This is a genomic window from Puniceibacterium sediminis (genome assembly GCF_900188035.1).
GTDB classification, from domain to species: domain Bacteria; phylum Pseudomonadota; class Alphaproteobacteria; order Rhodobacterales; family Rhodobacteraceae; genus Puniceibacterium; species Puniceibacterium sediminis.
In genome coordinates this window covers 22,291-33,877 of the sequence record NZ_FZNN01000030.1, presented here as the reverse complement: position 1 = coordinate 33,877, position 11,587 = coordinate 22,291, and the positions used below count along the sequence as shown (strand labels likewise).

At 60.9% G+C, this 11,587-nt stretch carries 11 protein-coding genes; 3 read left to right on the top strand and 8 right to left on the bottom strand.

Annotated features, from left to right (window positions below; all coding sequences use genetic code 11):
- Nucleotides 1-393: 393 nt before the first annotated feature.
- Entirely contained in the window at nt 394-672 is a 279-nt protein-coding gene (locus CHB75_RS19645; RefSeq protein ID WP_089273649.1) for a hypothetical protein, read from the bottom strand.
- A gap of 134 nt (nt 673-806) precedes the next feature.
- On the opposite strand from CHB75_RS19645, the gene CHB75_RS19640 reads away from it, so the two are divergent.
- A complete protein-coding gene (locus tag CHB75_RS19640) occupies nt 807-1,718 on the top strand; it encodes a TetR/AcrR family transcriptional regulator (RefSeq protein ID WP_217898812.1) in 912 nt (303 codons plus the stop codon).
- 70 nt (nt 1,719-1,788) lie between these two features.
- On the opposite strand, the gene CHB75_RS19635 is transcribed toward CHB75_RS19640, so the two are convergent.
- The 7 genes from CHB75_RS19635 to CHB75_RS19605 form a co-directional block, all read right to left on the bottom strand.
- Complete coding sequence (locus CHB75_RS19635; protein ID WP_089273647.1) at nt 1,789-2,571, bottom strand: enoyl-CoA hydratase/isomerase family protein; 783 nt, start codon at nt 2,569-2,571, stop codon at nt 1,789-1,791.
- Nucleotides 2,568-3,734 carry a thiolase family protein gene (locus CHB75_RS19630; RefSeq protein ID WP_089273645.1) on the bottom strand — a complete coding sequence of 389 codons (1,167 nt, stop codon included), beginning with the start codon at nt 3,732-3,734 and terminating at the stop codon, nt 2,568-2,570. Before CHB75_RS19630 ends, CHB75_RS19635 begins: the two co-directional genes overlap by 4 nt.
- An 18-nt stretch (nt 3,735-3,752) precedes the next feature.
- Nucleotides 3,753-4,517 (bottom strand): SDR family NAD(P)-dependent oxidoreductase, encoded by a 765-nt coding sequence (locus CHB75_RS19625; RefSeq protein WP_089273643.1) that lies wholly within the window; start codon nt 4,515-4,517, stop codon nt 3,753-3,755.
- Entirely contained in the window at nt 4,514-6,148 is a 1,635-nt protein-coding gene (locus CHB75_RS19620) for an AMP-binding protein (RefSeq protein WP_089273641.1), read from the bottom strand. The genes CHB75_RS19625 and CHB75_RS19620 overlap by 4 nt, the downstream gene beginning before the upstream one ends.
- Before the next feature lie 30 nt (nt 6,149-6,178).
- The gene (locus CHB75_RS19615; protein WP_089273639.1) at nt 6,179-8,212 is read right to left on the bottom strand and encodes a TRAP transporter large permease subunit; all 2,034 of its coding nucleotides are present in this window, start codon (nt 8,210-8,212) and stop codon (nt 6,179-6,181) included.
- A 24-nt stretch (nt 8,213-8,236) separates the two neighbouring features.
- On the bottom strand, nt 8,237-9,244 hold the full coding sequence (locus CHB75_RS19610; protein WP_089273637.1) for a TRAP transporter substrate-binding protein: 1,008 nt from the start codon (nt 9,242-9,244) through the stop codon (nt 8,237-8,239).
- 132 nt (nt 9,245-9,376) lie between these two features.
- The gene (locus CHB75_RS19605) at nt 9,377-9,718 is read right to left on the bottom strand and encodes a winged helix-turn-helix transcriptional regulator (protein ID WP_281253242.1); all 342 of its coding nucleotides are present in this window, start codon (nt 9,716-9,718) and stop codon (nt 9,377-9,379) included.
- A gap of 265 nt (nt 9,719-9,983) precedes the next feature.
- On the opposite strand from CHB75_RS19605, the gene CHB75_RS19600 reads away from it, so the two are divergent.
- Nucleotides 9,984-10,682 carry an HNH endonuclease gene (locus CHB75_RS19600; RefSeq protein ID WP_089273633.1) on the top strand — a complete coding sequence of 233 codons (699 nt, stop codon included), beginning with the start codon at nt 9,984-9,986 and terminating at the stop codon, nt 10,680-10,682.
- Between the two features lie 416 nt (nt 10,683-11,098).
- Nucleotides 11,099-11,587, top strand: a complete 489-nt coding sequence (locus tag CHB75_RS19595) for a twin-arginine translocation pathway signal (protein WP_089273631.1) — start codon at nt 11,099-11,101, stop codon at nt 11,585-11,587.

Sequence of the window (11,587 nt, the reverse complement as noted above, 5' to 3'; positions counted from 1 at the left end):
CTTGCATTGGGTAGCTCCTTTCCTAGCAGTGATAGACAACTGCAGTATGGCGCATTGCGACGCCGGGTGGAGCAGGAGCTATCCACCCCATCCGCTTTGCCTAGCTGCACTGCGGCAAGACAACTGCATAGCGAAAGGCCGGTTTGGGCCGGTCGTGGCATCAAGGCCGATCACGGTTCGCAACTTTGCAGCGACCGCTTCCTGCGCTTTGCTGACGCCCAGGCACAGCATGACGCTCGACCGCTCCCAGCCCTTTTCTGCCGGTCATCGTGATCCCTGCCCACCTTGACGTCATCGACACAGAGGGCGGGAAGCTGCCATTCGCCGCTTGCACGAACGCGCTACAGGTCCTCAGCCTAAAATTGGACATTGAGCTTGGCCTTGCAAGTCAACCTACAGCTGATCGACACTGAAATCAGCTATGGCCATTCCCAGCAGTTGCCCGGCAATTTTCGACCGAGTTCTTAGCGGGGCTTCTGGTCCAGAGATCGCCCCATAAACACCATTTTGCATGAGAGGGTAACCGATCGACTGCAGCCGTCCAATTGGTTGACTTGCGCTGTAACCGGCCCGAGCCGCGCTAAACAAATAGAGAAACTTTTCGACAGGGAAATGACGGCTTGCGGCATGATGCAGATCAAATGTCTTGGCGATGCAGTCGGGCGACCTCATACCACACGCGCCTTTGCGGTCCGGAATTTTGCCGCAACTCTCGCGAACAAACAGCTCCAACCGGGTGCCAAAGGTCGAAATGGCCCAATTTGCGTTAAGTCCCGCACCGCCATTGCAGCCTTGGACATCTGAATTTGAAGAACATTGTGAAAACACTGATTTTTGATTATAAATTTTTCACACGGCAGGACTTGGATACCATGAAAAGTGAAAAACACGAGGCGGTCGGAGGCAGGGTAAACCTGTACCGCAGAGCAAACAGTCGCTACTGGCAATGTCAGGGCAGTTTTGGTGGTGTGAGCGAGCGGGCAAGCACAAAGACCGAAAATCTTGATGAAGCACGCCGCTTTGCTGAAAATTGGTATCTTGAGCATGAGGCGATGCACTCCGGGGTTGCTCCTGAACTGCCGGCATCTGCGCCAGCTTTACTGACTGACACGCCGGGAATGGTTGCCTTTCCGCAGCATGACAAGAAAGCGCGGCTCTTGGCGGCCGCAATAGAACTCGTGTCCGAGGTGGGTTTTCGTGACGCACAGGTCAGCACAATTGCCGAACGCGCCGGGCTTGCCCAAGGGACGCTGTATCGCAATTACAAGTCGCGCACAGACCTGCTGGTCAAAGTCGTCGCGCATGTATCCCAGCATGAGGTCGATGTCGTGGCCGGCATCGCCATGGGGGACGAGCCTGCCAAGGAAATCCTGCGTCGGTGCGCCTACACCTTCGGCAGCCGGGCGATCCGGGGGCGCCGGATGGGGTATGCGCTTGTCGCCGAACCCGTCGAAAGCGAGATTGAGGTCGAGCGGCTGCGATATCGCCAGAAACTGATGCGCGTATTCGAGACAGTGATTGACCGGGGCATTCACGAAGGGGCCTTTGTGGATCAACCCGCGCAAGTGTCAGCCGCTTGCATTGTTGGGTCTTTGTTCGAGGCATTGGTTGGCCCGATTGCCCGGGTCAACGATATCACTGCGGCTGAGCAACTGGTCCAGGTCGAGGCGATCGCCGACTTCTGTGTGCGCGCGGTTGTCGGAAAGGCGTCCGGTTAGCTGCGTTTCGCCTTGAGGTTACAAGGCGCGTTGGCGCACCGGAAGCTGGCCGCCAGCGCACCGCCCCAAGTCAGGTGCCGAGGAACCCGGCCAAGCTTTTTCTCAGAGCCTGGCTTGTGGAATGCTGCTCGAGCTGCACGATCTCGTTCTCCAGCGCCTCTTCAAATCCAAGCGTGTCCGCAGCGACCAGCAGCGATTTCGCGCGGGCGATGGTATCGCGATGCCCCACGGTCATTTCAGCCACCACGCTGAGGGTTTCTGAGCGCAGGTCGCCCTGCGGCACACATTGGGTCACGATCCCCCAGTCCTGCGCCTGCTTTGCCGAGATCGACTGGCCCGATAGGATCATCCACTTGGCGCGTTGATGCCCGATGCTGCGCGGCAGGCGGACGCTGTTGCCGCCCCCCGGCAGCAGGTTGCGCAACATATGCGCGTCGCCGATTGTGGCGCCTTCATCCGCGACCACAGCATCACAGCAGAGCATCAGCTCAAGACCACCGGCCCGTGTGGCCCCCTGCGCCATGGCGATTATCGGCAGGGGCGAGTGTTCGAAACGGGTGCAAACCTCGCGGAAGGCGTTCAGAAGGCGGCGAAAGGCCGACGGGCCTTCGGCTAGAAATTCGGACAGGTCAGCGCCGGCACAGAAATGCCGCCCCTCGCCCGAGAAGACCACTGCGTTGACACTGGGTGTTCCCTCGGCCGCATCCAGTGCTTCAAGGATATCGCCCAGCAGGGCGGTGCTGACGGCATTGGCCTTGTCGGGACGGTCCATGGTGATCCAGGCGATCCCGTCTTCGACCCGGCAGATCCGGGTCAGGGCGTGTGCTTTTTCCTGTGCTTGGGTCTGTGTCATCCGGTCACCTCCAGTGCCATGGCCAACGCCTCTCCGCCGCCGAGGCAGATCGAGGCTATGCCCCGCCCGCCACCGCGTGCGATCAAGGCGTTGACGAGAGTCGTCACAATACGCGCCCCGCTGGCCCCGATTGGGTGACCAAGGGCGCAGGCACCGCCGCGGATGTTCACCTTGTCCAGCGAAACACCGATGTGGCGCGCGGCAAGGATGGGGACCACGGCAAAGGCTTCGTTCACCTCGTAGAGGTCGACATCCTCTGCCCCCCATCCGATCCGCGACAGCAGGTCCGCCATGGCAAAGCCCGGCGCGGAACAGAACTGGTCGGGATCAGCGGCATAGCAGCCATGTCCCAGAATGCGCACGCGGGGCGCGTGCGCTGGAACGGCTTCGGCCGCCGCAAGGATCATGGTCGACGCCCCATCCGAGATCGACGACGCATTGGCCGCCGTTGTGCGCCCCTCTGGGCCAAAGGCCGGCTTCAACTGCGGGATCTTGGCGATATCCGCATTGCGGGGCTGTTGGTCGGTGCTCACGACCTGCACCCCACGGCGCGAGGTGACCTCGACCTCGGCGATTTCGTCGCTTGAGGCCCCGGCCATGGCGCGTTCCAGCGACATAATGGCAAAATCGTCCAGTTCTTCGCGGCTGACCTGATGTGCGACCGAGGAACGATCCGCAAACTGGCCCATCAACGCGCCGGGTTCATAGGCATCTTCCAGACCGTCACGGGACATGGAATCGATGATCGTCCCGTTGCCGAACTTGATCCCCTGCCGTTGGCGCGGCAACAGATGCGGGGCGTTGGACATGCTTTCCATCCCACCTGCAAGAATGACCGACGCGCCGCCCGCCTTGATCCGGTCGTGCGCCAGAATCGCAGCCTGCATGCCCGATCCGCACATCTTGTTCACTGTTGTGGCCTGCGTCGACCGGGGCAGGCCCGCGGACAGGGCGACCTGTCGTGCCGGGGCCTGCCCCAACCCTGCGGGTAGGACACAGCCCATGAAACACTGCTCGACCGCCTCGGGGCTCAGGCCGGAGCGCTCGACCGTCGCACGGGCGGAATGCGCCCCCAGTTCGGTGGCACTGAGGCCCGACAATTCGCCCAACAGGCCCCCTATCGGGGTTCTGGCGGTGCCGAGGATATAGACATCTTGGGTCATTATTAGGTCTCCGGTGGCCTATGGGGCAAAGCGCGTGCCGCCATCGATGCGGACGCATTCGCCATTCAGGTAGGGGTTCGTGATCAGCGTCAGCACCATGTCGGCGAATTCAGCCGGATGACCGGTGCGGCGCGGGAAAAGGAAGTTGCGCTCCATCGCTTCGCGGCCCTTCTCAGGCACGCTGGCAGTCAATTCGGTCTCGAACACGCCAGGTGCGATGGCCAGGCACCGGATGCCGTAATCGGCCAGATCCCGCGCGATCGGCAAGGTCATGCCCGCAATCGCTGCCTTGCTGGCAGTATAGGCGGCCTGCCCCTTGAGCCCGTCAAACGCTGCGATGGAGCTGGTGTTGACGATCACCCCACGCTGGCCATCGGGATCCGGGTCGTTGTCAACCATCTTCTCTACCGCCAGACGCAGCACGTTGAACGATCCGGTCAGGTTGATGCCGATGACGCGATTCCAGAGGTCCAGGTCATGCGCGACGCCTCGCGACACGGTCTTGGCCGCAGACGGGATGCCGGCACAGTTAACCACAAACCGCAGGGCACCAAAGGCCTTGGCACCCGCATCCACCGCCGCGCGCACCTGATCAGGATCGCGGATGTCAGCAACGGCCGCTACATGGGTGCCGGGAAGCGTGGCGCGGACCCTCTCCAGACCCTCGGCGTTCATATCCATTAGCACCAACTGCGCGCCTTCTGCCGCCAGCCGTTCGGCGGTAGCTCGGCCGAGGCCGGAGGCGGCCCCGGTCACAATTCCTGAATAACCCCGCATCGTCATTCCGACACCTCGAGCGCACGGCGCAGATCCTGACGGATCAAGAAGCGCTGGATCTTGCCCGAGGGTGTCTTGGGCAGGTCTTCGCGGTAATGCACCCGGCGCGGATAGGCATAGGTGGCATAGTCCGTGCGGACCTTCTGCTTGATCTCATCCGACAGGTCGTCGGACGCTGTGAAGTCCGCGTTCAGCACGACGACGGCTTCCAGAACTTCGCCCCGGATTTCGTCCGGCACCGCAACCACGGCAACCTCGCGCACGGCCGGGTGGGTCGAGATCACGGATTCGATGTCGAACGGCCCGATCCGATAGCCCGCCATGATGATCACGTCGTCATCCCGCGATGAAAAACGGAAAGACCCTTCGGCATCATATTGCGCCAGATCGCCAGTCAGATACCAGCGGCCACAAGGCGTTAGCCGCTCAACGTTCTTCTCGGGGGCGCTGCGATAGCCTGAAAACCACGCAAATGGGCTTTCCGAAAGGCGCGCCGCCAGTAGGCCGGGCTGATCGGGGCCAAGCTCTTCGTGTGTGTCGGGGTCGACCACCGTCATGTCCCAGCCGGGCAGCGATTGGCCCATCGACCCCGGCTTGATCGGACGCTTCAGATCGGGGTGGTGATGGTTATTCACCAGCATTCCGGCCTCGGTCTGGCCAAAGTGGTCATGCACCTCGACCCCGAGCGTCTTTGGAGCCCATTCGTTCACATCCGGTGTCAACGGCTCTCCGGCGCTGGAGGCGTTTTTGAGTCGGATCGGCTCCGGCCCGACCCCATGCGCCTTGAGGCTGCGGTAGACCGTCGGCGCGGCGGTAAAGTTCGTGACCCCCTGATCCCGCAACACTGCCAAGGTGCCTTCGGGGGTGAACTTTTCGGTGTGCATGATCGCGGTCACGCCGTTTGTCAGCGACGCAATCACCCCGAAATAGAGCCCATAGGCCCAGCCCGGATCAGCGGCGTTCCAGAAAACGTCCCCGTGCGTCAGGCCAAGGCCGAATTCACCATAAGCCTGGAACCCGGCCCAGGCGCGCAGAGGCACAACGACGCCCTTGGGCTTGCCGGTCGTGCCCGAGGTATAGACCTCGATCACCGCGCCATCGCCGCCCGCGGCATGGGCGGGAAAGGCATCGTCCCCGCTGGCCTCGATGTTCTGCATGGACAGGTCGGCTCCTGCCTTCCCGAACTGACCAACCTTTAGTTCGGGCAGGGCCAGACCGCCCAACTTGGACCGCTGCGCCGCATCGCAGATTACCAGCCGGGCGCCGCTCGCCTCCAGCCGCATTTCGATGGCGCCGCGCGCAAAGGCGGTGAACAACGGCACGTAGACCGCCCCCAGCCGCCAGACGGCCAGCAGCGTGACAAGGTAATCCTCGCCCTTGGACATCAGCGTCGCGATCCGGTCACCGGGGCCGTAACCCAGTTTGGACAGCCCGCTGGCCAGTCGTTCGGAACGGGCCTTCAGCGCCCCGAAGGTCAGGTCGACCGGCGCGCCGCCGCCGATAATGCGATAGGCCACGCGGTCCGCCGGATGCCGGTCGCAGAGCTGCTGCGTTGCACAGGCATTGGGGGCCGAGAAGGTGGCGGTCAGATCGGCGACTCGGACGGCGATCTGCGGGGGTAGATCAATATTTGGCATGGGAATTCCTCCTCCCTTATTTGGTTTCGATCAGTTCATCAGGCCCGGTAGCCAGGAGACGATCTGCGGGAACACGGCGATCAGGACGACATTCGTGAGGATGACGCCGACAAAGACGAGAGACCCCAGTGAGATCTCGCGGAACGAAGCCTGCGGGAACAATCCGCGCAGCACGAAGAGGATGATGCCGACTGGTGGCGTGATCAGTCCGACCTCGATCATCATCATCAGGGCGATACCGAACCACAGTGCGTCATAACCGGCGTGCAGGACGATGGGGTAGGTGATCGTCACCGTCATCAGCATCATGGAAATCGGGTCGATGAACATCCCGAGGATCAGGTATACGACCATCAGCATCAGCAAGATCGACACGATGGACATGCCGCTGCCCTCGACCGCCTCGACCATCATTGTGGCGATGCGCAGGTAATCGACCAGCCAGCTGAGCATCCCGGCACCGATCACGATGAACAGAATGCCACCGGTCAACGCGGCCGTTTCCAACAGCGCGCCACGGACCATGTCAAACGACAGCTTGCCGGAGAAACCTGCAAGGATCAGCGCAAGGGCAGCCCCAAGTGCGCCTGCTTCGGTCGCGGTGACGATCCCGAAATAGAGCGATGCGATGACGATCACGATCAGCGCTAGGAACGGGCCAAACTGAACAAAAGCGCGGGCTTTTTCGGCCAGGGAGTAAGCGCGGCCGATATGGCCTGCCTCGGGTTTCAGAAGACACCAGATCCAGACCGCCGCCATCATGCTGGCCAGCACCATCAAGCCCGGCACGATGCCCGCAACGAACAGCTTGGTCACGGACACACCGACCATGGCCGCAAAGATGATCATGGGCACACTGGGCGGAATCAGGATCCCAAGCGTCCCGCCCCCGGCGATGGAGCCAAGCGCCAGCGACGGCTTGTAACCGCGATCCAGCATCTCCTGTCCCGCCGCCTTGCCGATCGTGGCTGCGGTGGCGATGGACGAGCCAGAGAGCGCCGCGAACAACCCGCTGGCCGTCAGCGTGGCCTGGGCCAGCCCCCCCGGAATCCGCCCCATCCAGACGACCAGCCCGTCGAACAGGCTGCGCGAAATGCCCGCGCGCATCAGAAGGCTGCCCATAAGGACGAACATCGGCACGGCAGTGTAGGTAAAGGAATTAACGCCGTTCCAAACGCGTTCGGCCACAACAACCGCCTGCGGGATCGGCGGCAGAAAGATCAAGCCAAGCGCGCCGACAAGGCCAAGCGCCACGGCAACCTGCATCCCCATGGCGAGGAAAGCGAACACGAAGATCAGGATCACGATAGCCGCGCCAGTCTGCCCGCCCCCGGCCGCCAGCATCATCGCGGCACATGCAAGGCCCAGCACGCTGGCCAGCAGTGCCCCGCTGCGCAAGCCGGTTGTGATCGCGGCTGAAATCGAAGCCGCGCCGGTGACGATCAGCAGGCTCCACGGCACCATGTGCCCGGCAACCGTCATCCCCTTTCGGCCTGCGTAATACCCCGCCACGGCAGAAACCGCGACGATCAAAACCGCCATGGCCTGCTGTCCTGCCCCCTGTGTCGCACGCCACGATAGGATCGCGGTGAACCCAGCCAGCCCGAGAACAACCGGCACCTGCGGGATCCACAGAAGCGTCGACAACAATCCCCAATTGCGCGTCCCGGCGGTGTAATCCGCTACCAGATACCGCGTCATCTCAACCGTGCAAAAGGCGATGAACACCACACCCAGCCAGTTGGCCAATCGCAGAACCGGGGCCCGCCGGGCCTCGGACAGCTGCTCCAAAAACGCCTCGACGCGGACGTGTTCCCCCCGCACTTCGGCATAGGCCAGCGACAGGAACACCGCCGCCACGCCAAAATAGGTCGAGATCTCGGTCGCCCAGAAGGTGGGCGCGTTGAACCCGTAGCGCGAGACGATCTCGAAGACTGAGATAACCAGAAGGGCCGCGACACAGAGCGCGCCGGGAAGCCCCGCGACCTGCCAGCCGCCGCCTGCCCCCGCGGTGTCCGCGGGCACAGGGGACTGGTCCGCCGCAATAGATGCGGTTGACGACATGGTGTTCTCCTTGGGGATTGGGGCTTATTCGCCCGCCGTGGCTTTCATTGCCTGTACAAGCGTCTTGTCACCGTCAAAGCCCTTGTCGGCCATGCGGGACTTCCAGTCGTCAAAGACGGGCTGAGTGTTCGCATCGGTGAAAATGGCCGACATGTCCTCTTCGGAGGCTTCGAAGTAGCTCGCCCCTTCAGCGGTCATCCCGTCCACACATTCGGCAGTGTTGGCTGCAAAGTTCGCCCACATCTCTGCCTCGACGGCCTCTCCGGCGTCGGTCAGCGCAGCCTGTTCATCCGCGCTGAGGGCATTCCACTTATCGTTGTTGATCAGGATCGCCCAGCCCTGGATCGGACCGATCTGCCAGTTACCGATATGCGAGGCAGACCGGAAGAGCTCTTGCTTGAAGGCGTAGCACGAAGGTGTGAACAGCCCGTCGATCACCCCACGTTCAAGCCCTGCGGCCATTTCAGAGGCATCCAGCGGCGTGGGTAGGGCACCGAGCTGGCTGATGAAGCGCGCGGTTTCGGCATTATGGACGCGGATTTTCAGCCCTGCGAAGTCCTCGGGAGTTTCTACAGGCTTGGCGGTGAAAAGGTTATGTGTAGCCCATGCTCCTTCGGCTACCACATGAGAATTCCAGTTGTCGTTCCAAAGGGAGCGCAGGTCTTCTCGCCAGAAAGCAGCAAGAACCTCTTGATATTCCTCAGCGGTTCGGATGACACCCGGCAGGTTCTGGAGCCCCATCACAGGCTCGGAGCCAGAGAGATAGGGATGCACTGCAACCACTGCGTCGACCACCCCATCCCGGACGGATGGTGCCAGCTGAGCGCCTTTCAACAGCGAGTCGTTCACTATCACCGTAAGCTGACCGGGCATCTCGGCGGCGACCTTTTCGGCAAAAAGATGGGATGCGGTTTCAACGGTTGTGCCGGGCACCGCCATGGTGCCTAGCAACATCTCCTTGCCTTCGGCGTTTGCGCCAGTTGCAAACGTTCCCAAAAGGGAAATGGCCGTGAGTGTTGTTTTGAATTTCATGGTTTTCCTCCTCCGTTAGCGCGGTAATTCCCTCGCCTGAAGTTACCATTACACATGAATGTGCAAAAAGGGAAATCTATATTTCAATAATTGCATCGCCCTCAGCCTATCAAGCAGTGCAGCGATTTGATTTCACACACTTCTTCGCCCCACGCGACCAGGCAAACCGAGCGATTCAGTCAATTCTGGTAACCTGACAGACCCATCAGGCCCGATCACACCGCGTAGCGCCCATTCGCCGCCGACGCGCGGCAGGCTGTCTTCGATCCAATCTGCAAGAGATCGCCGCCGCTCGGCAGCTTCAACTCCCAAGTCGGTCAGGCAATATTCGACATGTGGCGGCATGACCTCTACGACCTCGCGATGTACCAGCACATCAATTTCCGGTGCATTCAATGTCTTGGAGAACACCCGCTCACTGATCCTTACGATGGCCCGGCGTAAGGCCCTGTAACGCAAGGTTTCGCCTTGCAGTGTTATCGCACGCCTCTGCGGCCAATCTCACCATGTCCGACACCCTGGGAATTCGAATGAATATGGGAGAAGACTGTCAGATAGTCGCCGCCATATTTGAAGGTCAGCTCTGGTGAAGCCGCGTTGCGGCAAACATCTTGATGGCGAGTGGCAGCTTCGGGCCGTTCGTCAATCGATCATTGGTTGCATCTACTGATTGCTCGTATGACCGAGCAAGGCTACGATAGTAGCACGATCCGCGGGCCTGAGGGATAGCACTGACAAGATGACTGAGTTAACCTTTGATCGGGATCAAGCCGAAGAGGCCATCGACCGTGTGAAAGCTGAAGGTCAGGCATGGCTATATGAGAATTATCCCAAGCCGAATGGGCAGATGCGCAAGTCCAGTACCGGTTTTCTGATGTACGAAGGCGTGGCTTATCCTGTAAAACCGTTGGGCCGTCTTGCTAACGAGCTTGCCGGAAACCCTATGACCAATAATCCGATCACAAACGTGTTTCGAAGATACTTCGAGGGTCTTGGGTTTCAACTGATCGAAAATGTGAACAATGAGGCTGAGATCGCAGCCGCGCGGCAGCGCAGATTAGCCGATGTTTGGGAGCGGCCAGGACAAGCTAAGTTCCGCCGTATGGTATTCGAGACTTTTGGCGCGCGTTGTCTGATTTCTGGATGCGAGACTTTGGCAGTATTGGAGGCCGCCCACATAATCCCCGTATCGTGCGGCGGCGGAGATGAAGCTTGGAATGGTATCCCTCTCCGAGCAGACCTCCATCGACTGTTTGACGCGGGAATTATTGTTATTGATGCCCAAGATTGGACGATTAGCATAGAAGACGCCGCACTCAAGGACTACAGCGCGTACGACGGAATTGACCTATCTGCCTACATCTCAAAGACTGAAGGCAATTCAAAATTTGCAATGGCGCTAAAGAAGCGGATGAGTTTGATATCTGAAAACAAGTGAACGGCAGCTTTGCTGATTTCAGTTGCAGCATCTTGATGGTGTGGCCAAAGGCAGCTATGGGCCGGTCACGTCCTGAAGGGCGACCATGCTTCGCAAGTTTGCAGGGTCCGTTTCCTGCGCACTGCAGAAGTTGGTCTGTTCGAAGACGCTGCGCGATGCTGCGAAAGAACGGTCCGGGGAAGCTGCGCTGCAGCGACGGGCCGCCCCATGAAAGGCAGGTCTGGGCCGCCATCGGCGGCGGCAAGTGTAGAAATACGCTTGTGTCGATCCGATGTTCGACCCCGCCAAGGGGTGTCGCGGGGCGGAACTCCGGGCTGATCACAAGTCTGTGCGGCGACGGCCGCAAATGCTTTCTGAGCCCAAATTCACGCTAAACTCATGCCCGACCACGTGCTCTGACGAAGGGAGGCCCGCCAATGTCACAATCTCCGATGCCCCGCCGAAGGTTCATGGCGGCAGGGGCTGCAGCATTCCTGGCCACCGGGACAGGCCTGATATCGCCCGTTCGTGCGCAGGGCCTCGCTCCGACCACATCGATGCGCGGCGGGGCAAACAACTACCGGCCCGGCGCGCTCATCGTGGACCGGATCGGTGAGGGCGGTTTCATGATGTCCGGAACCGTTCGTCGCGCGGGCGACGGCGTACCGCTGGAGGGTATTCGCATCCAGATCTGGGCGCACACCACCGAGGGTCGCGAGAGCGACGCAAGGAGCCACGGCGCGACCCTGACGAACGCTGACGGAATGTTCCAACTCGAGATGCCGCAGATCGTGCCGACCTTCGGACAACCGCACGGGCACCTTGCCTACGACAGCGGCGACTTCGAGACAGTCTTTCTCCGTCCGGTCATGTCGAGTGCCCGTGACACGAGCTTGTCTGCGCATTTCGTGCTGCAACCTGCCTGA

What these genes read in the sequence shown, in the direction of transcription:
- CHB75_RS19645 (WP_089273649.1), bottom strand. Translation starts at nt 672, where the DNA reads ATGAGGTCGCCCGACTGCATCGCCAAGACATTTGATCTGCATCATGCC.
- CHB75_RS19635 (WP_089273647.1), bottom strand. Translation starts at nt 2,571, where the DNA reads ATGACACAGACCCAAGCACAGGAAAAAGCACACGCCCTGACCCGGATC.
- CHB75_RS19630 (WP_089273645.1), bottom strand. Translation starts at nt 3,734, where the DNA reads ATGACCCAAGATGTCTATATCCTCGGCACCGCCAGAACCCCGATAGGG.
- CHB75_RS19625 (WP_089273643.1), bottom strand. Translation starts at nt 4,517, where the DNA reads ATGACGATGCGGGGTTATTCAGGAATTGTGACCGGGGCCGCCTCCGGC.
- CHB75_RS19620 (WP_089273641.1), bottom strand. Translation starts at nt 6,148, where the DNA reads ATGCCAAATATTGATCTACCCCCGCAGATCGCCGTCCGAGTCGCCGAT.
- CHB75_RS19615 (WP_089273639.1), bottom strand. Translation starts at nt 8,212, where the DNA reads ATGTCGTCAACCGCATCTATTGCGGCGGACCAGTCCCCTGTGCCCGCG.
- CHB75_RS19610 (WP_089273637.1), bottom strand. Translation starts at nt 9,244, where the DNA reads ATGAAATTCAAAACAACACTCACGGCCATTTCCCTTTTGGGAACGTTT.
- CHB75_RS19600 (WP_089273633.1), top strand. Translation starts at nt 9,984, where the DNA reads ATGACTGAGTTAACCTTTGATCGGGATCAAGCCGAAGAGGCCATCGAC.
- CHB75_RS19595 (WP_089273631.1), top strand. Translation starts at nt 11,099, where the DNA reads ATGTCACAATCTCCGATGCCCCGCCGAAGGTTCATGGCGGCAGGGGCT.